Genomic DNA, 20,777 nt, shown 5'->3' on the forward strand with positions numbered 1-20,777 from the left:
CCAAGCTTCGCTCCGACGGGCGGAACGCTTTGGCAACCACGGCGGTCGAAACTCGGCATCGCGCTCGCGAGGCCGATTCGGTCACCCGGCAAATTCGCCACATTGGCCGGGCACCGTCGCGGCCTCGACGCCCCCGTCACCAGCTGACTCGCCACGCGCGTGGACATTCCCGCTATGATCAGACCGATGCTCGCCCTGCTCCTCCTCTGCGGCCCCGCGGCCGCGGCCGGGACGGTCAGCGGCCCCGCGACCGTGATCGACGGTGACACGATCGAGGTGCAGGGCACGCGTATCAACCTCTACGGTATCGACGCTCCCGAGACCGCGCAGCGCTGCGAGACCGCCAATGGCCAGGAGTATCGCTGCGGCAGCAAGGCCGCGCAGGCCCTGCGCGCGCGGATCGGCGGCGGCGCGGTCACGTGCGAGCGGCGGGAGGGCGGCGTGCCCGGTCGCGTCACCGGGATCTGCCACGTCCACGGCGAGGACCTGTCCGCCTGGATGGTTGGACAGGGCCTGGCGCTGGCCAACCGTCAAGTGACGGCTCCCTATATCCGCCAGGAGGGCCACGCCTGGGCGACCCGCCGCGGCATCTGGGCCGGTACCTTCGAGAAGCCGGCCGACTGGCGCCAGGACCGGCGCCGAGTCGAGGCCGCGGCCGGCACGAGCGCGGCCGACTAGCCGCTCCGGCGGCTCAGGCCGTCGCGTCCTGTCCCTCGGTGAATTCCCGCCAGAGGAGGACCAGGGCGGCCATCACGGCCGGCCCGAGGAACAGGCCGAGGAGCCCGAAGGTCTCGACGCCGCCGAGGATGCCGAGGAGCACCCACAGGAAGGGCAGCTTGGTCGTGCCGCCGATCAGCGCCGGGCGGATGAAGTGGTCGGCCACGAAAGTCACGACGAGGCCCGCCGCCGCCACCACGAGAGCCGCTGTCACCGACCCGGCCGCCACCAGGAGGAGCGCCGCGATCGCGATGGCCACGGCGGCGCCGAACGGGATCATCGCCGCCACCGCCGTGAAGGCGCCGAGCAGGACCGGGTGGGGCACGCCCGCGAAGTGGTAGACGATCCCGAGCACGAAGCCCTCGCCGAGGCCGACCAGCACCAGCCCGTCGACCGTGCCGTGCACGGAGGCCACCATCTGGCGGGCGACGCGCTCGCCGCGCGGCCCGAACAGCCGGTGGCAGGCGGTGAGCGACTGGTCCCGCACCGTCCGCCAGTCGCGGAACAGGAAGAACAGCGCCACGAGGCTGAAGCCGAACAGGACGATGCGGTGCAGCACCTCGCGGCCGACATTGCGGGAGGCCCCGAGCACCGAGTGGTTCTCGAACCGGCGCAGCAGGTCGGAGCCCGCCTGCGCATGGCCGAGATTTTCGTTCCACCACGCGGTCGCCTGCGCGGCGCCGTAGGGCAGGTGCTGCAGGAATTCCGGCGCCGGCACCCCGTTCGCCTCGGCGTTCCGAACGAACTCGGCCACGTCGTGGGCCTCGCGGGCGGCCTGGATGCCGAGGATCGCGAGCGGCGCCAGGAAGACCAGCGCCACGGCCGCGGTCATCAGCGTGGGCAGGAGGATGTTGTGCTTGCCCGGCGGGAAACGATGCTCGAGCCGCTGGTAGACAGGCCAGAGGGCGATCGCCAGGACCACCGCCCAGGCGAGCGCCGGCAGGAACTCGTGCAGGATCCAGAGGCCGAGCGCCGTCAGGGTCAGGACCAGCAGGACCCGGGCCGCTTCCTGGGAGCGCGCGCGCTCCTGCGGCGGCAGGGGCGGCGTCTCGACGCGCGCCGGCGGGGCGGCGGGCTTGGTGATCGGTGGCATCCGTCTGGTCTCCTGAGGACGCGCCTCGTCTCGCCGTCAAGCTAGGGCCGGCGCGTCCGGAGCGTACGCGCGTTCCCGCACCCGGCGGCGCACGCCTGTGGACAGGCGCTGAAACGCCGGGGAAGCGCCGCGGTTGCCGCTTCTGACACCCTCGTGTAGAGGTCGCCGCCATTCGACCGGGCCGCGTTCCAGGCCCCGTCCACGCGTCGGGCGGCCGCCCGGGCGGCGAGGGGGCTCCCGCACGACCGATCCGGAACTCGAACAGCCCGCGAGAAGACATGTCCGACGAGCCCGCCCACGGCAGCGCCACCTTCGAGCGCGTGGCCGACATCATTGCCGAGACCGCCGACATCCCGCGGGACAAGATCACGCCCGAGAGTCACGCCATCGACGACCTCGGCATCGACAGCCTCGCCTTCCTCGACATCGCCTTCGCGGTCGACAAGGCCTTCGGCATCAAGCTGCCACTCGAGCGGTGGACCCAGGAGGTCAACGAGGGCAAGGTCCCGGCCGAGGAGTACTTCGTTCTCAAGAACCTGTGCGCGCGCATCGACGGCCTCGTGGCCGAGAAGGCCGCCAAGGTCTGAACCGAGGCCGATCCGACCCGTCATGCGCCTCGAATACTTCGAGATGATCGACTCCGTGCGGCTCCTCGACAGGGCCGCCGGCCGCATCGAGGCGCTCGCCCGGGTGCCGATGGCGAGCCCGGTCTTCGAGGGCCACTTCCCCGGCCACCCCCTCGTGCCGGGTGTGCTCCTGACCGAGACGATGGCCCAGGCCTCCGGGTACCTCGTGCTCGCCCATCTCGACTTCGCCCGGATGCCGTTCCTTACCGGGGTCGACAAGGCGCGCTTCCGGTCCTTCGTCGGGCCCGGCGCGGACCTCCTCGTCACGGCCACCCTCGAGCACGACGGCTCGGGCTACGCGGTGACCAGGGCGGCGATCAGTCACGACGGCAAGGCGCTGTGCGACGCGGAACTCCGCTTCCGCACCATGCCGTTCCCGGACGGACTCGACGCGCCGATGCGCGAGCGCGCGCGGACCATCGGCCTGTTCCCCGATCCGGCTCCGGCCGAACGCGAGCCCTGAGCCAGCCATGAGCCGCCCCGTCGTCGTCACCGGCCTCGGCCTCGTCTCCTGCGCGGGCGAGGGCGTCGACGCCCACCTGGCCGCCCTCGCCGGGGAGGCGGCCCCGCGCACCGACAGCGAGACCTTCGCGCCCTATCCGGTCCATCCGGCCCCGGCGATCGTCTGGGACGGCCAGATCCCCAAGCGCAGCGACCAGCGCCAGATGGAGGCGTGGCAGCGGCTCGGCGTCTACGCCGCCGGCCTCGCGCTCGACGCAGCGGGCGTGAAGGACGACGCCGCCTTCAAGCAGGCGCTTCACCTCGTCGTGGCCGCGGGCGGCGGCGAGCGCGACTACGCGGCGGACGGAGCGATCCTGACCGGCCTGCGCGACGCCGCCGATCCGGGCGCCTACCTGAACGAGCGGCTCCAGAACGATCTCCGCCCGACCCTGTTCCTCGCCCAGCTCTCGAACCTGCTCGCCGGCAACATCGCCATCGTACACGGGGTGACGGGCGCCTCGCGCACGTTCATGGGCGAGGAATCCGCCGGGGTCGACGCCCTGCGGATCGCCCAGGCGCGGGTGGCGTCGGGCCAGATCGACGCGATCCTGGTCGGCGGCTCCTACAGCGCCGAGCGGCCGGACGTTCTGGTGATCCACGAGATGGGCGGCTACCTCGCCCGCGACGCCTACCGCCCGGTCTTCGCGCGGGGCGAGTCCGGTGGCGGGGCGGGCGGGTTCATCCTCGGGAGTTGCGCGGCCTTCCTGATGCTCGAATCCGCCGCCCACGCCGCGGCGCGCGGCGCCCGCGCCCTGGCCCGGCTGGAGCCAGTGGCGAGCGATCGGACCCGGCGCGCGCCGGGCAGTGTCGCCGGCAGCCTCGAGACGCTCTGGCGGCAGGCCGGCCTCTCAGCTCCCGACACCGTCCTCTCCGGCGCTACCGGGGTGGCCCCGATCACCGCGGAGGAGCGCGACGCGCTGGCGCGGCTCGCACCGGGCGCGCGCCTGCGCGCCCTCGGGGACGTGATCGGGCACGGACTCGAAGTGGCGGCGCCGTTCGGGGCGGCCCTCGCCGCCGCCCTCGTCGCCGCCGGCGGTGCGCGCGAGGTCGCCGTGACGGCCGTCGGCCACCGGCGCGGCGAAGGGATCCTGCGCCTCGTCCCGGCCTGAGCGAACCCGCGTCACGGGGCCCATGTCGGCCGCGTCCGATCGTCCGGTCGGCAGCACAGCTTTCGCGCGGATGCGCCGTATTGAAATCCCTTATCCCGTTGTTCAAGCGACCGTTCCGGCGCCGCTCAACCGGGATTTCCGGAAAGAGTTTCCCGCATCGCTGCGGCGCTGGCCGAGGGAAATATTTCTCTGCGCTTGCCAAAGAACCGCCGGCGGTCTACTTCTACCGCATCGGCACGTGTCCGGATATCTTGGACCGTTACGCCTTCGCAGGGCGGTTCTGACTTTCCTATCGCTATCGGTCGATGCCGGCGCCCCCTCGTTCGGGCGGGTGCCATCTCTCACTATGCCTGCGAAGATCAAGGACTTCCATGAGCACCGGAACCGTCAAGTGGTTCAACGAGACCAAGGGCTACGGCTTCATCCAGCCGGATGACGGCGGCAAGGACGTGTTCGTCCACATCTCGGCCGTCGAGCGCGCCGGCCTGCGCGGCCTGAACGAGGGCCAGAAGGTCACGTACGAGCTGGAGACCGACCGTCGCAGCGGCAAGCAGTCCGCCGGTCAGCTCCAGACGGCCTGATCGCCGTCCTCAGCGTTTCTCCGGAAGCCGCTCCTCTGGGAGCGGCTTCTTCGTATCTGCCATCGTGTTTCTAACCCCCCCCCTCTGCGGGTGACGGCCTTCGCCGCACCCGATCCAGGAGTGTCTGTGAGCTTTTTGAACAAGCAGGGTGTCGCCGATCGCCTCGAGACCGCCGCCAAGGCGCGCTCCGAGATGCTGGCCCGGTTCCGGGCCCGCCCGTCCGCCGACGACCCGGCCGTCCTCGCCCGCCAATCCGCCCGCCGCGCTGTGGTCGATGCCCGCGAAGTCCGCGCTGCCGAGCGCGCCGCCCAGCGTCAGGCCGAGATCGAGCGCGCCGCCGCCCTCGCCGAGGCGGAACGCCTCGCCGAGATCGAGCGCAAGCACGCCGAGCAGCTGGCCGCCCAGGAGCGCGCCAAGGCCCTGCAGGCCGAGCAGAAGGCCCAGCGCGACGCGCGCTATCTCGCCCGCAAGGCGAAGGCTCAGAAGAAGCGCTGAGGCGCGTTCCGCAGCGATGCCCGTCCAGGAGCTCGGCATGTCCCACAAGTTCAAGGTCGGCGAGCGCGTCTGCCGGTCCCGCCTGGGCATCCCGGGCGAGACGGGCGAGGCCGAGGTGTTCGAGATCCTGCGGCTCATGCCGGCGGATCAGACCGGCGAGCCGAGCTATCGGATCCGGACGAAGACCGGCGAGCGGGCGATCCGCGAGGGTGACCTCGTCGCGGCCCCGCAGGCCTGATCCGGGCGCCTCAGAGCGTCCGGAACATCACCAGCGCGTCGACCGGCCCGAGCGTCGGGTGCCGGAAGGCGCCCGGCAGCCGGCCGACCACGTCGAAGCCGAAGCGCTCCCAGAGCCGGACGGCCCGGGCGTTGGTGCTCACCACGAAGTTGAACTGCATCGCCGCGAAGCCCCGCGCCCGCGCCCGGTCGAGGGCGTGCGCGCACATGGCCCGCGCGACCCCGCGGCCGAGGGCGGCCGCTCCCGTCATGAAGCCGCAATTGGCGACATGGGCGCCCCCGCCAGCCTGGTTCGCGCGCAGGTAGTACGTGCCGAGCACCGTCCCTGCCTCCTCGGCCACGAAGGTCTCGCGGTCAGGGCCGGTCCAGTATGCGAGGGCCTCGGCCTCGCCGAGGTCGCGGTCCAGCGCGTAGGTCTCACCGGCCCGGATGGTCGGCACGATGATGCCGGTGATGGCCGCGTAGTCGGCCGCCTGCGCGGCCCGGATGTGCAGACTCACCCGAATTGCTCCCGCAGGATGCGCTCGTCGAGGCTGTGGCCGGGATCGTGCAGCAGCACCAGCTCGGTGGCGCGGTCGAGGGAGGTCTCCACCGTGCAGACCCGGCGGAACTCCGTGTGGTCGGCCACCGCCGCGACCGGGCGGTGGGGGGCGTCGAGGACGTCGATCCGGATCCGGGCGTAGTCCGGCAGAAGTGCGCCGCGCCAGCGCCGGGGGCGGAAGGCCGAGATCGGTGTCAGCGCCAGAAGCTTGGCGTCGAGCGGTAGGATCGGTCCCCCGACCGACAGGTTGTAGGCCGTGGAGCCCGCCGCGGTGGCGACGAGCACGCCGTCGGCGATCAGCAGGTCGAGCCGGACATTGCCGTCGACGGCGATCTTCAGCTTGGCGGTCTGGTGGGTCTGGCGCAGCAGGTAGACCTCGTTGATCGCCCGCGCCCGGTGGGATCGGCCCTCCGTGTCGAGCACGTCCATCACGAGCGGGTGGATGACGCTGCGCTGGGCGTTCTCCAGATGCTCCAGGAGGTCGTCGTCGCGGAACTCGTTCATCAGGAAGCCGACCGTGCCGCGGTTCATCCCGTAGATCGGCTTCGGGTGGTCCATGAAGCGGTGCAGCACCTGGAGCATCAGGCCGTCACCGCCCAGGGCCACGACGACGTCGGCCTCCTCGGGCGGGACGTGGTCGTAGCGCCGCATCAGGGCGGCCGCGGCCTCGCGGGCGTAGCCGGTCGGGCTCGCCACGAAGGCGATCTTCTGGAAACGCGGCATGGATCAGGCGCAGCCGCGCAGGCGCGTCGGGATCGCCTCAGGGTTCACGTCACGGCTCCAGTCTGACGAGCGAACCGCCCGGTTGACGTCCTTGCCCGGCATGCGCCTCACTCCGCGAGCACACGCGCAATTGGAGGCATAGCATGGAGCGTCCGCTCCTCGTCTACACCACCTTTCCCGACCTCGCCTCGGCGCTGAACATCGGCGAGGCGCTGGTCCGCGAGCGACTCATCGCCTGCATCAACGTGCTGCCGGGCATGCAGTCCGTCTACAGCTGGAAGGGTGCGGTGGAGCGCGGTGCCGAGGTCGCCGCCATCCTCAAGAGCCGCGAAGGTCTGGCCGACGCGCTGGCGGTCGCGTTGAAGGCCCGCCACCCCTACGACACGCCGATCATCCTGCATCTGCCGGTCGCCGGGGCGGACGCCGACACGGCCGCCTGGATCCTGGCGGTGACGCAGCCCGGTGAGCCGTTCGAGAACCGGACCCGGGCGGACTGATCCGGCAGACTGCGCCGCGCTGCTTCCCACCCTGACCCTTCCGGCCGGTTCCGGCAGTGTGCCGGACAGGGTCTAGACGGCTGTGGACAAGCGCGCCTTGCCGTCGATGCGGGCGCCACAATGGCTCGTCAGACACTGGTGACATTGGCGTAGTCGTGGAGTCGAATTAAAAAGACATAAATATACGAATCCATGCGAAAAATATCCGATCTTGAATTATGGAACGAGAATTTATACTGAATGATTGGAGTAGAAGATTGAATTCATCTGGTGTGCTTGGCTAGAAAACCTCCGTGCGTACACCGCACGCAATGCGACGCGGAGGAAAATCATGGGACGTTTCAGGAATGCAGGACGGTTGGGGTTGGTCCTGCTCGCCGCAGTCGCGGGCGCCGTGCATGCGCAAGCGGCCGGGGCGCCGAAGAGCGAGCCGCTGATGACCGTCGCGCCGGCGCCGTCCGGTCCCGCCGGCCTCGCATCGGCCGATCCGCCCGCCTTGCGGTACGGTGTCCTCTATGCCGACGACAAAGGCCACAGCCATGTTCAGTATTGCGACCTGAAGAACTTCATCTTCAAGAGCTACGCGCCTCCGGCAGCGCCGCAATATGTCGGCTTCCCGCCGGGTGAGGTGACGTCGATCAAGTACGCGGTCCTGCCGGTCGGCTATGTCGGTACGTGGCACACGGCGCCGGGTCCCCAATGGGTGATCACCCTGTCGGGCCGCTGGTCCGTGGAGGCTACGGACGGGTCGGTGCTGGAGCAGGGCCCCGGCGAGGTGGAATTCAACGCCGATATGGGATCGACACCGCAGGGGCCTGAGGGCCATGTCGGACACCTGACCCGGCAGGTCGGCGACGTGCCGAACGTGCAGCTCATCGTCTCGCTGAAGCCGCGGGTCGGAAAGGCCCGCTCCACCGATCCGTGCCAGCCGTCCCAGCCGTGAAGCACGGCGCGGGCCGGCGACGCTCGTTCCGCCGGCCCGTGCGGGTCAGCCGCCGCTCACCGGATAGCTGCGGCCCTTCCAGGTCGCTGCGCCGGCCCGTTCACGGCGCAGGAGCACGTTCCACTGAATCGCCAGGGCCACCGCGACCGCCGCGGGATGGAGCGGGATCGTCGCCCACGGGGCCCGGACCGCGACGGTGACGGCCGTTCGGGTCGCCAGGGACAGGCCGAGTGCCAGGGCGGCCGGGGTCAGGGCGGAGGCCGGCAGCAGCCCGAGCAGACCGGCCAGGACGAGGAGCGGCGGCAGAATCTGACCGCAGCCGAGGAGCAAGGTCCAGATCGGAAGGGCGCGGGGCGTGGCCATGCCCTCGTGGGCGTTCTTGGAGAAGCCGGCCCAGGCCTGGGCGAAGCCGTCGTACATCCGGCAGGTGGCCAGCGCGGCGGCGGCCACGAGATCCGTCCGGTAGCCCGCGGCCCGGAACAAGCGGGGCAGGCGGACTCCGTCGTGCAGGGAGGTGCGGATCGCGCCGTGGCCACCGGTGGCCGCGTAGGCCCCCCGATCCATCAGGATCAGTTGACCGCAGGCCGCGCCGAGCGACGGGTCGGACAGGCGGCGCATCAGCGGCACGGGCAGGAAGCCGAGGAGCAGGAAGTCGATCATCGGCACCGTCAGCATCTCACCCACCGTGTCGGTCCGCTGCCGGGGCACGCCGCTGACGAGGGCCGCGCCGGTGCGGCGAGCCTGCGCCGCGAGGGCGGCGGCTGCCCCGGCCTCGAGGCGCACATCGGCGTCGATGAACAGCAGGTGGTCGCCGCGGGCGAGCCCGGCCATGTGGCTGCAGGCGTGGTTCTTGCCCGTCCATCCGTCGGGCAGGGCCGGCACCGGGACGAGACGCAGGCGCGGGTCGCCGACGGCGCGCACGATCTCGGCGGTCGCGTCGGTGGAATGGTCGTCGCCGACGATCACCTCCACCGGGACCGCGGCGCTGGCGAGCGCCGCCCGCACGGTGGCGTCGATGTTGCCGGCCTCGTTGCGCGCCGGGATCAGGATCGAGACGAGACCGGCCCCGGCCTCCACCGCGGGCCGGCGCAGGACCGCGAGATTCACCGCCGCCAGGATGGCCGGCAGGAGGGCGGTGGCGAGGCAGAGGTACGCCAGGGCCGTGAGGATCGAGTCGGTCATCGTCTGCGCCGGCAGGGGAGCGCGCCACGATAGGGGATCGGGCGGGATCTGGCGCGCGCGGGCGGTCTCATCCGGCGCGATCCTGACCGCCCGCGGCGCGGTGCGCCGGATCGAACCGGCGGCCGGAGAGGCGGGCCGACAGGCGCCGCCACAGGTCGTAGAGGCCGCCGACGCCCTTCCGGCCGGAAACCAGCGTGCGGAAGCGTCCGGGCTCCCGGCTGATCACGTCGGCGCTCAGGCGGTCGAGGGTTCGGGTCAGTTCGGATTCCAGGCGCGCGAGGCGCTGATCGCGCGGGAGCGCGGCGAGTTCGGATCCGGCGATCCCCGGCCCGAAGGCCGCGAAGGCTCCCGCGCCGCGCTCGTCCCAGAAGGTGTACTCGACGGCGAGCGGGACGAAGAGCGCGTCGGGGGCGATCTCGGCGAGCCGCGCGACGCCGGGACGGAGGGCCAGCGGCCGCGCGCGGGCATCGGCGAAGCGGCCCTGCGCGGTGATCCAGAGCATGCCGTCGGGGGCTCCGAGGATCGACCGTGCGGCTGCCAGGAACTGCGCCGCCCCGCGCGGGCTGTCGAGGTCGACGCCGAAGGCGCCGATCCGCTCGAAGATGCGGTAGCGCGCCAGCATCGCGGCGTCGAACGGCGCGCGGCTCGCCCGCTCCGGATAGAGCCGGCCGCCCAGCACGATGATCAGCGCGGCGTCCCACCAGGCCGGATGGTTGCAGTAGACCACGATCGCGCCGGGATGGTTCGCGTCAGGCGGCGTGCTCCAGAGTGGCAGCCGCAGGGCGTCGAGGTGGCGGTGCAGGTATCGCTCGAACCACGCCACCATAAAGGCGCGGATCCGGGGCGAGACCGAGGGCAGGGGGGCGCCGTGCGCGCCTCTCGCGCCCCCCGCACCGGGGGGCGGAGATGGCGGCGTCGCGGTCACGCCGAGGCGCGCAGGGCGCCGCGCGCGTCCCGGTCATGCGCGTCGGCGGCGATCCAGCCCGACATCATCACCATCGGCATGCCGGGCCCCGGATGGGCGGCGCCGCCCGCGAGGTAGAGGCCGCGCACCTGCCGCGACCGGTTGCCGGGCTTGAACGCCCCCATCACGCGCCCGTGGGAGGCGAGGCCGTAGATCGCGCCGTTCAGGACCTTGTAGCGCTCGTGGATGTCCTGCGGCGTGAGGTGGCGCTCGACGACGATACGCTCTTCGAGGTCCGGCATGCCGGCGGTGCGCTTGAGCTTGTCGAGGATCGTGCGGCGGTAGTTCTGGAACAGCGGCCCGTCCGGGCGCCAGTCGTGGTGCGGCCGCAGATACGGCGTGTGCACGAGGACGTAGAGCGCCTCGCCGCCCTCGGGCGCCACGCTCGGATCGGTGGAGGAGGGAGCTGCCAGATAGGCGGTGGGGTCCGGGGCCGGCTCGCCCTTGTTGTAGATGTAGTCGAACTCCTCCTCCGGGTCGCGGGAGAAGACGAAGTCGTGGTGGTTGAGGTGCTCGTAGCGCTTGTTCAGGCCGAGATAGAGCACCACGCCCGAGCAGGCCGGTTCGGGGTTCTTCTTGGCGTAGGCCTTGGCGGCCTCGCCGCCCACGAGCTCGCGGTATGTGCGGACCGAGTCCATGTTGGAGATCACGGCGTCGTAGGGCGTGACCCCCGCGGCCGTCCGCACGCCCCGGACCGCGCCGTTGGCGGTCTCGATCCCGGTCACCTCGGTGTCGGTCTTGCACGTGGCGCCGAGTTCCTGGGCGAGCTTCGCCAGCCCCTCGGCGACGGCGCGGGTGCCGCCCATCGGGTACCAGACGCCGTCGGCCGTCTGCATGTGGGCGATGGCGCAGAGCACCGCCGGCGCGCCGTAGGGCGAGGAGCCGACATACTGCACGAAGTGGTCGAGCATCTGCGCGAGCCGCGCGTCCTTGACCTTGCCGCGGATCGTCGAGGCCACCGAGGCGTGCATGCGCAGCGACAGTACGTCGCGCAGCGTGCCCGGGTTCATGTTGGCGCGGATGTTGATCGTGTCGAACAGGTCCTCGACCGGCTTCCAGAAGAAGAATTTCTCGGACACGCCGTGAAGATGCTCGGAGATGGTGATGAACTTCTTGTAGCCCTCGCCGGTGCCGGGGGCGAAGCGCTCCATGTCGCCGGCCATCCGCTCGACGTCCTGCATCAGGTCGATATGCGTGCCGTCGTCGAAGAAGCAGCGCCACTGCGGGTCCAGGCGGCGCAGGTCCATGTAGTCGTGGACCGAGCGGCCGGACTCCGCGAAGATCCGCTCCAGCACCCGGGGCACGGTCAGGATCGTCGGCCCCATGTCGAAGCGGAAGCCGCCCTTGTGGAGCACCGCCGCCTTTCCGCCGAGCCAGCCGTTCTTGTCGTAGACCGTCACGCGGTGGCCCCGCGCGGCCGCTACGCACGCGGCGGCGAGTCCGCCGAGCCCGCTGCCGATGACGGCGACCGTGGAATCCTGGCTCATCCTGCTGGCTGGCTCCCCGGGCCGAGGAAGGCGTGGCCCGCAGAGCGAAGCTAGACCTGGGGCCGGGCGGGTCAACGCGCCACCCGGTCGCGGTCGCCTAGTGGCGGCGCTCGCCTGTGGACAGGCGCGCCAGGAAGTTTCCGATCTCCCGCCGGCGGAGCCCGGCCTCCAGCACCTCGGGCCCGACGCCGTGACGCCAGGCCAGGCGGCGCGCGGTCTCCGGGTCGTGGCCCTGGAGCGTCGCGACTTCGTCGGCATAGGCGGCCACGGCCCGCGAGTTCTCGGCGAGGCCCGCCTCGACGATGGCGGTGTCGCAGAGGCGCAGCATCGCGGCCAGCTCGTCGAGGTCGAGCTCGGGATGATACTGCGTCCCCCAGAACCAGCCGCGATCCCGGCGGATCTCGAGGGCCTGGATGCCGAGAACGCGGTTGCCGGCGAGCACGCGGGCGCCCGGGGGCGGCTCTAGGACGGCGTCGGAGTGGATCGCCGGGGCGTCCCAGGTCGCCGGCCGTCCGGCGAGCAGAGGGTGAGTCCGGCCCTCCTCGGTCGGGGTGATCGCCCGGGCGAAGCCGTATTCCGGCCCGCGGGGATTCTCGGCGGCGCGCCCGCCCGCCACCGTGGCGGCGACCTGCACGCCCCAGCACGAGCCGAAGACGGCGCGCCCGGCCTCGAAGGCCGCGCGCATCAGGTCGAGCTGCCGGTTCACGGCCGGCGTGCCCTCCGAGACCTTGAGGGTCGAGCCGGTGAAGATCAGGCCATCGAACTCCGCGAGACCCGCCGGCAGGGCCGCGTCGGCGTCGGCGGCGTTGACGTGCCGGCAGACGGAGCCCGGCGCCAGGTCCCGCACCACCGCCGCGTAGGATGCCGCCGAGGTTCGTCCGGTGGCCGCGACGTGGCGGTCGCGGGCGGCGCGATCGTTGCCGTCGGCGATGAGCAGGCGGAGCATGCGGGATACCGGGGAGCGCGGCCGTAGCGGAGGCGCCTCTATGTCGGTGCGCACCGCGTCGCAGGAACGGCGCGGATCGTCGCGGGAGGCGGGCGCTGAAATCGGGCCCGTCTCCTTCAAACGGGTGATGCGCCCCGCGAGGCCGGGTTTACCCCTGCCGTCTCGGACTCCGAGGAACGATCAGCGCGGAGGACAGGATGCCAGATCTCGCCGAGGTGGAGCTCTACTGCGCGGAAGCCCGGGATATCCTCGCTCACGCGGAGAACATCGTTGCCGACCTGGACCGGAGAGGTGCCTGCGAGGGGCACTGCCTGATGGCGAACCAGGGCCTCGCGGCGCTGCGGAACCTCGACCGCATCATCGAGCGGCACCGCAGGCGGCTGGCGTTCCTGGCCCTGCCCAACGCGGTCGGCCCGTCCCCACCTCCGTCCCCTCCGCGGAAGCGGAACTGGCTGCTCTTCCTCCGGCGGCGCGGCGGGTACGCGGGCCATGGCATCGAGGCGCATTCCTAAGGCTTCCCCGGAGGATCGGGCGAGCCACGCGAGGCGCGCAGATCCCCGCCCGCCGGTGACGCGGCGGTGCGACGGCCTGTCGAGAACCCTGCTGGTCGGGGTCGTGCTGCTCGTCCTGGCGTCGGCCATCCCGGTCACCGCCCGGCGAGCACCCCCGCCGTTGCACCAGGCGGCCGAGATCGAGGCCCTGGTCAACAGGGCGGCCGACATGCTGGAGGCCGAGGGCGCGCGGGCGTTCGACGCGTTCCGGCGCAAGGGGAGCACCTGGCGATACGGGGACGTCTATCTGTTCGTCGTCGACCTGCGGGGGATCGTCCTCTTCAACGCCGCCCATCCGAACCGCGAGGGCCACGACCTGCTCCACGAGCGCGACGCCGACGGGAAGCAGTTCCACCACGATCTCATCGACGCCGTCACGCGGTTCGGGTCCGGATGGGTCGACTACATGTTCCCGAAGCCCGGCCAGTCGGCGCCGAGCGTGAAATGGAGCTACGTCTGCGCGACGCGCGTGGCCGGCGTGGAGGCGCTGGTCGGTGCCGGCGTCTACGTGGAGTAGCGCCGTCCGGGTCGGGACGGCGGGCCCTAGGCCGTCCGCCGCGCCGCCAGCGCGAGGGCGAACGCGAGACCGGCCAGGGTCAGCGCCGCCAGGACGCCCAGGGCCGGGGCCGCGGCGGAGAAGCCCTCGCCCAGGGCGCTCTGGTAGGCCTCGATCGCCCAGGCGTTCGGGGTGAGCCATCCGGCCTGCTGCAGCCAGGGCGGCATCAGGAACCGCGGGACCATCGAGCCTCCGACCGCCGAGAGCAGCAGTACCCCGAAGGTCGAGGCGAGATGCGCCTGCTGGCGCGAGGCCGCGAGCGCGCAGGCCGCGAGCGCCAGACCGGCCGCCATCGCGGAGACCAACAGGCAGGCGGCCAGGAAGGCCGGCCAGTGCGGACCGATCTCGACGCCGTAGAGAAGCGCGGCGGCCAGGAAGATCAGTCCGGCCTGGACGAGCCCCTGCAGCGTCAGGAAGGCGAACTTTCCGAGCACCACGACGGGCAATCCACCCGGCCCGGCCATCAGCCGCTCGGTGAGGCCCGTCTCGCGCTCCTCGACCAGGGACATGGCGCCCTGCATGGCGGCGAAGAGCAGGAACACCGCGGTGATCGCGCCGGCGTAGTAGCTCACCCGGGCATTGGCGGTCCCGGACGCGGTGCTGCGGCGCTCCACCAGGGAGGCGAAGCTGAACGGTTCCTTCTTGGCACGCTGCTCGGCGAAGGCCTCGTCGAGGAACCGGCGCTCGTCTGGACCGATCTTGCCCGTGCGCTCGACGTCGGCGACGACCCGCGACAGGACCACGTCGGGCAGCGCCTCGTTCAGGACCCGCTGGAGCTGGCCGAGGGCGATCGGTGTCGCCAGCGCCTTGGCGGGGTTCTCGACCAGCACCACCGGCTGGTCCGCGGAACCGGGCGCGGCCTCAGCAGGGGCGGCGATCAGGTCTCCACGCAGGACCAGCGCCACGTCGACCTCGCCGGCCCGCACCGCCTGCGCCACGGAGTCGATGTCGGTCGCGGGCAGCCGCGTCACCCGGAGCGAGGGATCGGCCGCGAGCGCGTCGGCGAGGCGCTGTGTCGCCGCGGTGTGGACGAGGTCGGCCAAGCCGAGATGGATGCGGATCCGGTCGCCGATCGCCCCGGAGAAGATCGCCGCGAAGATCGAGAAGATCACGGTCGGCAGCACGAAGGCCATCACCAGCGCGGCCCGGTCGCGCAGGAGGGTCAGGAGCATCACCCGGAAGGCGGCAGCGATCATCCGGCGGCCCCGACCCGGAGCGAAGTGGCTTCGGGATCCGTCAGTTCCCGCGGGCGGAGGGCGTCGAGATAGAGCGTCTCCAGCCGCGGCGCCCGCACCCGGATCTCGGCCACCGGAACGTTCTGGGCGCGCAGGGCGCCGAGCAGTGCCGCGCCGTCGAGGCCGGCCCGTTCGACCGACCGCCAGACGAGGCCGCCAGCCTCGGCGGGCACGAAGCCGGCCCGGCGCAGCACGCCCTCTGCCTGTCCCGTCACCGGGCCGGTGAGGCTCAGCTCCCGCTCGGGCGCGCCCGTGCGCAACTGCGCGAGCAGGTCGGCGAGACGGCCGGCACGCACGACCCGGCCCTGGGCCAGGAACGCGACCCGGGAGGCGAGGCGTTCCGCCTCGGCGAAATCGTGGGTGGCAATCAGGATCGCGGTGCCGGCGGCCTTCAGGCGGTCGAGCACCGCGTGGATCGCGGCCCGCGCGGCGAAGTCGACGCCGCTGGTCGGCTCGTCGAGGAGCACCAGCCGGGGCCGGTTCATCAGGCTCGCGGCGATGTTCACCCGGCGCCGGTACCCGCCCGACAGGACGCCGACCGGACGTCGCGCCACGTCGCCGATGTCGGCCATGGCCAGGGCGGCCTCCACGGCCGCCTTCCGGTCGCGGCGGGAAACCCCCGCCAGCTGCCCGAACACGCCGAGATTTTCCGACACCGTCAGCCGCGGGTAGAGGGCGATCTCCTGCGGCACCCATCCGATGGCGCGTCGGGCCTGTCCCGCGCGGTACGGGTCCGCTCCGGCCACGCGCACCGATCCCGCACTCGGGGCGAGGCGCCCCGCCACGAGGCGCATCAGCGAGGACTTGCCGGCCCCGTTCGGTCCGAGCAGCGCCAAGGTGTCGCCAGTGCCGAGGTCGAGATCGACCTGATCCAGCACCCGTCGGCCGCGGAGGTCGAGGCCGACGCCCGCGAGCCGGACGAGGGGGGCGTCCATCGGTTCACCGACCCGGCAGGGCACGGCCGAGGCGCACCCGTACGGCGGCGCCGGGCTCCCGGAGGGCGAAGGCCGCCTCGGCGAAGTCGGGTCGCGCCCGCCGCCCGACGGCCCCCGAGAAGCCGTAGGGCTCGAGCGGCAGGCCGAGGCCGGTGCGGTCGAGGCGCCCGTTGCCGTTGGCGTCCTGGTAGGCCGCCACCGCGTAGGTGGCCGGCGGGACATCCCGGAAGGTGAACCGCGCCCGGTCGGCGGTGGCCGGCGCGTCGTCCCCCCGGAGACACGACGTCTCCGAGAGACCGCCCTGACAGAGCGCGACGCGCACCTGGCCGCCCCCGGGCTCGATGCCGTCGACCTCGACCTGCACCGCGGCGGCCCAGGCGGGCAGGGTCGCGGCGCAGAACCAGGCCGCCGTGGCAACCGTCACGCGTCCTCTCGGCCTCCGGAGAAGGCTCCGGTCGGTCGCCGCGCTCACGAGGCCTCGCTGGAGGTGGCCAGCGGGGCGGTGTCGGGGATGCCGGCCGCGGCGGCGGCGCGGGCACCGGCAAGCTCCTCGATCAGCAGCCGGGCCGAGATGCGGGCTCCCTCGTAGATCACCGGCAGGCCGGAGCCCGGATGGGTGCCGCCACCGACGATGTAGAGCCCCGGTCCGAAACGATTGTGCGGCCGGAAATACAGCATCTGCATCAGGTCGTGGGCGAGGTTGAAGGTGGCGCCTTCGTGGACGGCGAAATCCTCCTCCCACTGGGTCGGGTCGATGATCCGCTCGTAACGGATGCGGGACTCGAGATCGTCGATTCCGAGGAGCTTCAGCCGTTCCAGGATCAGGGCGCGGTAGGTCTCCCGCATCGCCGCCCAGTCGATCCCCGCCTTCAGGTTGGGCACCGGCACCAGCACGTAGAGAGCCGTGTGTCCGGGCGGCGCCATCCCGCCATCCGTGTAGCCCGCGTGCTGCACGTACAGGGACGGCTGCATCGGCAGCGTGCCCTCCGTGATCTCGCGGATGTTCTTCTCATAGCCGTCGGCCAGGAGGATCGTGTGGTGCCCGAGGCTGTCGGGCATTTTCCCCTCGAGGCCGAGATACAGCATGAAGGTCGAGCAGGAGAGCCGAGCCTTCCGGATCTTGGCGTCGCGCCAGCGCGGCCGGTGCCGCTCCGGGACGAGGGCGCGCACGACCTTCGCGAAGTCACCGTTGATCAGCACCGCGTCGGCGTTGAAAGTCTCGCCGTCCGCTACCAAGCCGGTGGCGCGCTTGCCGTCGAACAGCACCTCCTCGACGTTGCTGTTGAGCCGGAGGTCCACGCCCATGCGGCCGGCCAAGCCCGCCATCGCCTCGGAGACGGCGCCGCAGCCGCCCACCGGGTGATAGACCCCGTGCTCGTATTCGAGGAACGACAGGATGGTGAACAGGCTCGGGCACCGGAACGGCGACATGCCGAGGTACTTGGTCTGAAACGAGAAGGCGAGGCGCACCCGCGGGTCGGCGAAGTGGCGCTTGAGGTCTCGGTCCACGCTCCGGCCCGGATGCAGGTAGGGCAGTGCGGCCAGCATGGCCGGGCTCGCCATGCTGCGCAGGGTGTGGAAGGCCTGTTCGAGGACCGGCTTGAAGTAGTTCAGCTTGGACCGGTTCTCGGAGAAGAAGGCCTTGACGTTCTTGGCGTCGTCCGGCGCGAGGCGGGCGATCTCGCGCTCCAGGCGCTCGACGTCGCCGGTCGCGCGGATCGTTCCCGAGATCCCCTCCGCGCCCTCGAACACGAGGTGGTACTGCGGGTCAAGCCGCTCGAGCTTGACGTGGTCTTCCAGCCGCTCGCCGCAGCTCGCGAAAATATCCGCAAGAATCTGTGGATAGAGGAAGAACGTCGGGCCGATATCGAACCGGTAGCCGCCGGGAGCCTCGACGGTCTTCGTCCGACCCCCGACCTGCGGGTCCTTCTCGAAGATGCTGACGTGGATCCCGGCCCGCGCGAGCAGCAGGGCGGCGGCCAGTCCGCCCGGTCCGGCCCCGACCACGGCCACCCGGCGTCCGGTCAGCGCCCGCAACCCATCCCCAGACTGAAGCAACGTCCCCGACTCCTCACAGAATCCCGATACCCCGTGCAGCCAAGCTAGCTTCGCATCATCGCGCGGCAATTGCAGCCGTTTGTCGCGCGCACAACGCTGTATACGATCATACCGTCGATACACATCCGCAAGGTTTCTCGAGGCGAGCCGCGTCGCGGACCGCCCGTGGCCTCACCGGCGGCCTCGCCAGCGCCGGATCGCGTGTCGGGCCGTCCTCGGTGGAGCGGGCGCGTCAGCGCTGGCCCAGACGCTCGTACCAGGCGTGGGCCTGGGCGGGCGTCCGCTCGAACGTCCGGGTGCCGTGGGGCCTTCGCGTCTGGCGCCATTCCCGCGGCGTCACCCCGAATCGAGCGCGGAAGGCGCGGCTCAGGTGTGCGGGATCCTTGAAGCCGTGCTCGCTCGCCAGGCGCGCGAGCGCCCGCGTCTCAAGCGGATCCTGCAGGGCGATCCGGATCGCCTCCAACCGCTTCTCCCAGACGCGGTGCATGACGCCGCCGACGTTCTGGAAGGCGCGGTACAGCACGGTCCGCGAGACGCCCGCCCCGTCGGCGAGGCGGTCCGGCGATAGGTCGGGCGAGGCCAGGTGGAGATCCATCAGGCGCTCGACGAGGGCGACGAAGCCGGCATCCAATTCCGGGCCCTGCAGCACGTCCGAGGCCGCGGACGGATCGAACAGGCGGCGGACGAAACCGGTCAACTCACCCGCAATCGCCGGCTCGTCGTCGGCGGTGGCCGTCGGCAGCCGGCGGTACAGGGCGTGCAGCCGGGCGACGAGCAGACGGTTCCGCTCCCTGTCGAGGAAGATTGGGATCCGCTCGACCGCGCAGTCGGCCAGCAGGCGCCGCGGGATGGTCAGCCCGATCGCGCTGGAGCTCACCCCGCGGGCATCGAGTTCCCGGCCCATATTGGCGGCCATGATCCGGTTGCGCTGCTGCACCACCGGGCTGCCCGCGACGTCCCCGGACAGGCCACCCGACACGTAGAGCATGAACGTGAAGTGATCCGGCGTCGCCGCGGCGTGGCGGCGATCGCGGACCATGTGCTGGGCCGAGAAGACCATCCGGCTGGCGAGGATGTCCCCCAGGACCGTGCAGGACAGGTTCCCGCGCGGCACCGGAGCCCCTTTGATCTGCTCGATCCGAACGATGGGTGCCATCAGATCGCGCCAGGCCGCGAAGGCCTGCGCGGGTTCGAGGTGATCGGTGTTGAAGTGAAGCGTCGGGAGACTCGACATGCGATCCGGCGCGGCGTCGTGACGGTCTTGAGATCTCAGCTTGCGCACACCCGCGCGCGGCGTCGAGATGTCCATGTGTTGCAGGCGGACGATTGTGTGCCGGCCTTATTCGGCGGCGTCCGCGCGGAGAATACTGAGTTCAGGAAACGGCCGGCCCGGGCGAAGGGAGCTGTCGTCGCGGCGCGTTCACGGCCTGCCGAGGCGCCCCTGGCCGCGCGCGATGGTGTAGAGGGCGACGCCCGCCGCGGTGGCGACGTTGAGCGAGTCGAAGCCGGCGGCCATCGGGATCCGGATCGGACGCGCCCGGGCCAGCGTCGCCGCATCGAGGCCGGGTCCCTCGGTGCCGAGGATCAGGAGCGCGCGCGCCGGGACGTCGAGCGTGTCCAGAGTCTCGGTCGCCCCCGGGCTGAAGGCCAGCGGCTGGAGATCGAGGGTTTCGGCGAGCCGCAGCCAGTCCTGCCCTTCCGGCAGCCGCGCGAAAGGCTGGATCAGGGCGGCCCCTGCGGAGACGCGGATGCTCTTGCGGTAGAGCGGGTCGCAGCTCGCCCCGTCGAGGAGCACGGCGTCGGCCCCGAAGGCCGCCGCGTTGCGGAAGGCGGCGCCGACATTGTCGTGATTGGTCAGGCCCGCGAGGCCGACCACGAGGGCGGGGGCGGGCGGCGGCGGTACGAGGTCGGCCGCGCCGGGCTCCGGCCCGCGCAGACCGACCGCGAGGACCCCGCGGTGGATCGGGAAGCCCGTCACGGCGCTCATCACCGCCTTCGAGGCGCCGAACACGGGCGGCGGCTCCGCGGCGGCGGCGATTTCGGCGGCGAGTCCGGGCCAGCGCTCAGGCGCGAGGAGGATCGATTCGGCGCGGAAGCGGCTGCGGCGGCTGAGGAGGAGCCGCAGGGTCACCTCGCCCTCGACGATGAAGCGCCCGGCGCGGCCCACGAGGTCACGCTCGCGCATCCGGGTATAGGGCTCGAGGCGGGGATCGTCCGGGTCGGCGAGGAGCTCCGGGACCGGAGTCACCTCAGCCCTGGGACCGGTCGGAGCGGTTCGCCAGCGGGTCGGCCTCGGCCTTGGTCGGCACCTTCACTAGGGCCTCGCCGTCGAGGACCGTCTCACCGCCCACCGAGCACTTGCAGGCGAGGCGCGCGCGCCGCCGCTCGGGCATGAGTTCGGCCACCGTCACGGTGACGTCGACGACGTCGCCGATCCGCACCGGGGCGCGGAAGTTCAGGGTCTGGGAGATGTAGACGGCGCCGGGCCCCGGTAGGCGGGTGCCGAGCACCGCCGAGATCAGCCCGGCCGTGTAGAGGCCGTGGGCGATGCGTGTGCCGAACGGCGTGCGCGCGGCGAAGTGCTCGGACAGGTGGATCGGGTTGCGGTCGCCGGTGATCTCGGCGAAGCCCACCACGTCCGAGGAGGCGATGGTCTTCGAGAGGGTCTCCGACAGGCCGACCTCGAGATCCTCGAAATAGAGCACGCGCAGTTCGGGCAGCATGACGCGGCAGACCTCCGGTTCCGGCCGGTCATTCGTCTCGTGCAGCCGGCTCCGGCAACGGCGTCGCACGATCCCGG

General features: G+C 71.8%; 25 protein-coding genes. 11 read left to right on the top strand and 14 right to left on the bottom strand.

All coding sequences use genetic code 11. The annotated features are described in order from the left end of the window. Positions 1 to 174 precede the first annotated feature (174 nt). A complete protein-coding gene (locus BM314_RS17705) occupies positions 175 to 678 on the top strand; it encodes a thermonuclease family protein (RefSeq protein WP_026604576.1) in 504 nt (167 codons plus the stop codon). Between the two features lie 13 nt (positions 679 to 691). On the opposite strand, the gene BM314_RS17710 is transcribed toward BM314_RS17705, so the two are convergent. Beyond that, positions 692 to 1,810, bottom strand: coding sequence for an AI-2E family transporter (locus BM314_RS17710; protein WP_091979265.1), 1,119 nt, complete (start codon positions 1,808 to 1,810; stop codon positions 692 to 694). A gap of 278 nt (positions 1,811 to 2,088) precedes the next feature. Here BM314_RS17710 and BM314_RS17715 point away from each other — a divergent pair, with 278 nt between their 5' ends. The 6 genes from BM314_RS17715 (at position 2,089) to BM314_RS17740 (ending at position 5,360) form a co-directional block, all read left to right on the top strand. After that, positions 2,089 to 2,397: an acyl carrier protein gene (locus BM314_RS17715; RefSeq protein ID WP_010683687.1), complete on the top strand. Its 309-nt coding sequence runs from the start codon at positions 2,089 to 2,091 to the stop codon at positions 2,395 to 2,397. Positions 2,398 to 2,419: 22 nt separating this feature from the next. Continuing rightward, positions 2,420 to 2,899 (top strand): 3-hydroxyacyl-ACP dehydratase FabZ family protein, encoded by a 480-nt coding sequence (locus BM314_RS17720; RefSeq protein WP_091979267.1) that lies wholly within the window; start codon positions 2,420 to 2,422, stop codon positions 2,897 to 2,899. A gap of 7 nt (positions 2,900 to 2,906) precedes the next feature. Then, a complete protein-coding gene (locus BM314_RS17725) occupies positions 2,907 to 4,046 on the top strand; it encodes a beta-ketoacyl-ACP synthase (protein WP_091979269.1) in 1,140 nt (379 codons plus the stop codon). 371 nt (positions 4,047 to 4,417) lie between these two features. Next, positions 4,418 to 4,627 carry a cold-shock protein gene (locus BM314_RS17730; RefSeq protein ID WP_020090869.1) on the top strand — a complete coding sequence of 70 codons (210 nt, stop codon included), beginning with the start codon at positions 4,418 to 4,420 and terminating at the stop codon, positions 4,625 to 4,627. Positions 4,628 to 4,753: 126 nt separating this feature from the next. After that, the gene (locus BM314_RS17735; protein WP_026604575.1) at positions 4,754 to 5,122 is read left to right on the top strand and encodes a DUF6481 family protein; all 369 of its coding nucleotides are present in this window, start codon (positions 4,754 to 4,756) and stop codon (positions 5,120 to 5,122) included. Positions 5,123 to 5,159: 37 nt separating this feature from the next. After that, on the top strand, positions 5,160 to 5,360 hold the full coding sequence (locus BM314_RS17740; RefSeq protein ID WP_026604574.1) for a hypothetical protein: 201 nt from the start codon (positions 5,160 to 5,162) through the stop codon (positions 5,358 to 5,360). A 10-nt stretch (positions 5,361 to 5,370) separates the two neighbouring features. Here the strand turns inward: BM314_RS17740 and BM314_RS17745 are convergent, their stop codons facing one another. Next, entirely contained in the window at positions 5,371 to 5,859 is a 489-nt protein-coding gene (locus BM314_RS17745; RefSeq protein WP_091979271.1) for a GNAT family N-acetyltransferase, read from the bottom strand. After that, a complete protein-coding gene (locus BM314_RS17750; protein ID WP_020090865.1) occupies positions 5,856 to 6,623 on the bottom strand; it encodes an NAD kinase in 768 nt (255 codons plus the stop codon). Before BM314_RS17750 ends, BM314_RS17745 begins: the two co-directional genes overlap by 4 nt. Before the next feature lie 143 nt (positions 6,624 to 6,766). On the opposite strand from BM314_RS17750, the gene cutA reads away from it, so the two are divergent. Continuing rightward, positions 6,767 to 7,120, top strand: a complete 354-nt coding sequence (cutA, locus tag BM314_RS17755; RefSeq protein ID WP_091979273.1) for a divalent-cation tolerance protein CutA — start codon at positions 6,767 to 6,769, stop codon at positions 7,118 to 7,120. Between the two features lie 364 nt (positions 7,121 to 7,484). After that, positions 7,485 to 8,063 (top strand): cupin domain-containing protein, encoded by a 579-nt coding sequence (locus tag BM314_RS17760; protein ID WP_244539970.1) that lies wholly within the window; start codon positions 7,485 to 7,487, stop codon positions 8,061 to 8,063. 45 nt (positions 8,064 to 8,108) lie between these two features. Here BM314_RS17760 and BM314_RS17765 read toward each other — a convergent pair whose 3' ends face one another. The 4 genes from BM314_RS17765 to BM314_RS17780 all read right to left on the bottom strand — a co-directional run bounded on the left by BM314_RS17765 (position 8,109) and on the right by BM314_RS17780 (position 12,642). Further along, positions 8,109 to 9,245, bottom strand: a complete 1,137-nt coding sequence (locus BM314_RS17765; RefSeq protein ID WP_091979277.1) for a glycosyltransferase family 2 protein — start codon at positions 9,243 to 9,245, stop codon at positions 8,109 to 8,111. 67 nt (positions 9,246 to 9,312) lie between these two features. After that, positions 9,313 to 10,071 carry a lysophospholipid acyltransferase family protein gene (locus BM314_RS17770; RefSeq protein WP_020090861.1) on the bottom strand — a complete coding sequence of 253 codons (759 nt, stop codon included), beginning with the start codon at positions 10,069 to 10,071 and terminating at the stop codon, positions 9,313 to 9,315. Between the two features lie 95 nt (positions 10,072 to 10,166). Further along, positions 10,167 to 11,696: a phytoene desaturase family protein gene (crtI, locus tag BM314_RS17775; protein ID WP_091979279.1), complete on the bottom strand. Its 1,530-nt coding sequence runs from the start codon at positions 11,694 to 11,696 to the stop codon at positions 10,167 to 10,169. A 97-nt stretch (positions 11,697 to 11,793) separates the two neighbouring features. Then, positions 11,794 to 12,642, bottom strand: a complete 849-nt coding sequence (locus BM314_RS17780) for a type 1 glutamine amidotransferase (protein WP_091979281.1) — start codon at positions 12,640 to 12,642, stop codon at positions 11,794 to 11,796. Between the two features lie 197 nt (positions 12,643 to 12,839). On the opposite strand from BM314_RS17780, the gene BM314_RS17785 reads away from it, so the two are divergent. Next, on the top strand, positions 12,840 to 13,154 hold the full coding sequence (locus BM314_RS17785) for a hypothetical protein (protein ID WP_020090858.1): 315 nt from the start codon (positions 12,840 to 12,842) through the stop codon (positions 13,152 to 13,154). A gap of 55 nt (positions 13,155 to 13,209) precedes the next feature. Continuing rightward, positions 13,210 to 13,710, top strand: a complete 501-nt coding sequence (locus BM314_RS17790; protein ID WP_091979283.1) for a cache domain-containing protein — start codon at positions 13,210 to 13,212, stop codon at positions 13,708 to 13,710. Between the two features lie 26 nt (positions 13,711 to 13,736). On the opposite strand, the gene BM314_RS17795 is transcribed toward BM314_RS17790, so the two are convergent. The 7 genes from BM314_RS17795 to croR form a co-directional block, all read right to left on the bottom strand. Further along, positions 13,737 to 14,945 carry an ABC transporter permease gene (locus BM314_RS17795; protein ID WP_091979285.1) on the bottom strand — a complete coding sequence of 403 codons (1,209 nt, stop codon included), beginning with the start codon at positions 14,943 to 14,945 and terminating at the stop codon, positions 13,737 to 13,739. Next, positions 14,942 to 15,919, bottom strand: coding sequence for an ABC transporter ATP-binding protein (locus BM314_RS17800; RefSeq protein ID WP_091979287.1), 978 nt, complete (start codon positions 15,917 to 15,919; stop codon positions 14,942 to 14,944). The genes BM314_RS17795 and BM314_RS17800 overlap by 4 nt, the downstream gene beginning before the upstream one ends. 4 nt (positions 15,920 to 15,923) lie before the next feature. Further along, on the bottom strand, positions 15,924 to 16,343 hold the full coding sequence (locus BM314_RS17805; protein ID WP_091979289.1) for a DUF2141 domain-containing protein: 420 nt from the start codon (positions 16,341 to 16,343) through the stop codon (positions 15,924 to 15,926). A 44-nt stretch (positions 16,344 to 16,387) separates the two neighbouring features. Beyond that, entirely contained in the window at positions 16,388 to 17,977 is a 1,590-nt protein-coding gene (gene crtI, locus BM314_RS17810) for a phytoene desaturase family protein (protein WP_091979291.1), read from the bottom strand. A gap of 232 nt (positions 17,978 to 18,209) precedes the next feature. Beyond that, a complete protein-coding gene (locus BM314_RS17815) occupies positions 18,210 to 19,211 on the bottom strand; it encodes a helix-turn-helix domain-containing protein (RefSeq protein ID WP_091979293.1) in 1,002 nt (333 codons plus the stop codon). Between the two features lie 186 nt (positions 19,212 to 19,397). Then, on the bottom strand, positions 19,398 to 20,225 hold the full coding sequence (locus tag BM314_RS17820; protein WP_170868134.1) for a TrmH family RNA methyltransferase: 828 nt from the start codon (positions 20,223 to 20,225) through the stop codon (positions 19,398 to 19,400). A 1-nt stretch (position 20,226) separates the two neighbouring features. Then, entirely contained in the window at positions 20,227 to 20,700 is a 474-nt protein-coding gene (gene croR / locus BM314_RS17825) for a 3-hydroxybutyryl-CoA dehydratase (protein ID WP_020090850.1), read from the bottom strand. Between the last annotated feature and the right edge of the window lie 77 nt (positions 20,701 to 20,777).

The organism is Methylobacterium sp. 13MFTsu3.1M2, assembly GCF_900112625.1.
Taxonomy (GTDB): domain Bacteria; phylum Pseudomonadota; class Alphaproteobacteria; order Rhizobiales; family Beijerinckiaceae; genus Methylobacterium.

What these genes read in the sequence shown, in the direction of transcription:
- BM314_RS17705 (WP_026604576.1), top strand. Translation starts at nt 175, where the DNA reads ATGATCAGACCGATGCTCGCCCTGCTCCTCCTCTGCGGCCCCGCGGCC.
- BM314_RS17710 (WP_091979265.1), bottom strand. Translation starts at nt 1,810, where the DNA reads ATGCCACCGATCACCAAGCCCGCCGCCCCGCCGGCGCGCGTCGAGACG.
- BM314_RS17715 (WP_010683687.1), top strand. Translation starts at nt 2,089, where the DNA reads ATGTCCGACGAGCCCGCCCACGGCAGCGCCACCTTCGAGCGCGTGGCC.
- BM314_RS17720 (WP_091979267.1), top strand. Translation starts at nt 2,420, where the DNA reads ATGCGCCTCGAATACTTCGAGATGATCGACTCCGTGCGGCTCCTCGAC.
- BM314_RS17725 (WP_091979269.1), top strand. Translation starts at nt 2,907, where the DNA reads ATGAGCCGCCCCGTCGTCGTCACCGGCCTCGGCCTCGTCTCCTGCGCG.
- BM314_RS17730 (WP_020090869.1), top strand. Translation starts at nt 4,418, where the DNA reads ATGAGCACCGGAACCGTCAAGTGGTTCAACGAGACCAAGGGCTACGGC.
- BM314_RS17740 (WP_026604574.1), top strand. Translation starts at nt 5,160, where the DNA reads ATGTCCCACAAGTTCAAGGTCGGCGAGCGCGTCTGCCGGTCCCGCCTG.
- BM314_RS17750 (WP_020090865.1), bottom strand. Translation starts at nt 6,623, where the DNA reads ATGCCGCGTTTCCAGAAGATCGCCTTCGTGGCGAGCCCGACCGGCTAC.
- cutA (WP_091979273.1), top strand. Translation starts at nt 6,767, where the DNA reads ATGGAGCGTCCGCTCCTCGTCTACACCACCTTTCCCGACCTCGCCTCG.
- BM314_RS17765 (WP_091979277.1), bottom strand. Translation starts at nt 9,245, where the DNA reads ATGACCGACTCGATCCTCACGGCCCTGGCGTACCTCTGCCTCGCCACC.
- BM314_RS17770 (WP_020090861.1), bottom strand. Translation starts at nt 10,071, where the DNA reads ATGGTGGCGTGGTTCGAGCGATACCTGCACCGCCACCTCGACGCCCTG.
- crtI (WP_091979279.1), bottom strand. Translation starts at nt 11,696, where the DNA reads ATGAGCCAGGATTCCACGGTCGCCGTCATCGGCAGCGGGCTCGGCGGA.
- BM314_RS17780 (WP_091979281.1), bottom strand. Translation starts at nt 12,642, where the DNA reads ATGCTCCGCCTGCTCATCGCCGACGGCAACGATCGCGCCGCCCGCGAC.
- BM314_RS17785 (WP_020090858.1), top strand. Translation starts at nt 12,840, where the DNA reads ATGCCAGATCTCGCCGAGGTGGAGCTCTACTGCGCGGAAGCCCGGGAT.
- BM314_RS17795 (WP_091979285.1), bottom strand. Translation starts at nt 14,945, where the DNA reads ATGATCGCTGCCGCCTTCCGGGTGATGCTCCTGACCCTCCTGCGCGAC.
- BM314_RS17800 (WP_091979287.1), bottom strand. Translation starts at nt 15,919, where the DNA reads ATGGACGCCCCCCTCGTCCGGCTCGCGGGCGTCGGCCTCGACCTCCGC.
- BM314_RS17815 (WP_091979293.1), bottom strand. Translation starts at nt 19,211, where the DNA reads ATGTCGAGTCTCCCGACGCTTCACTTCAACACCGATCACCTCGAACCC.
- croR (WP_020090850.1), bottom strand. Translation starts at nt 20,700, where the DNA reads ATGCTGCCCGAACTGCGCGTGCTCTATTTCGAGGATCTCGAGGTCGGC.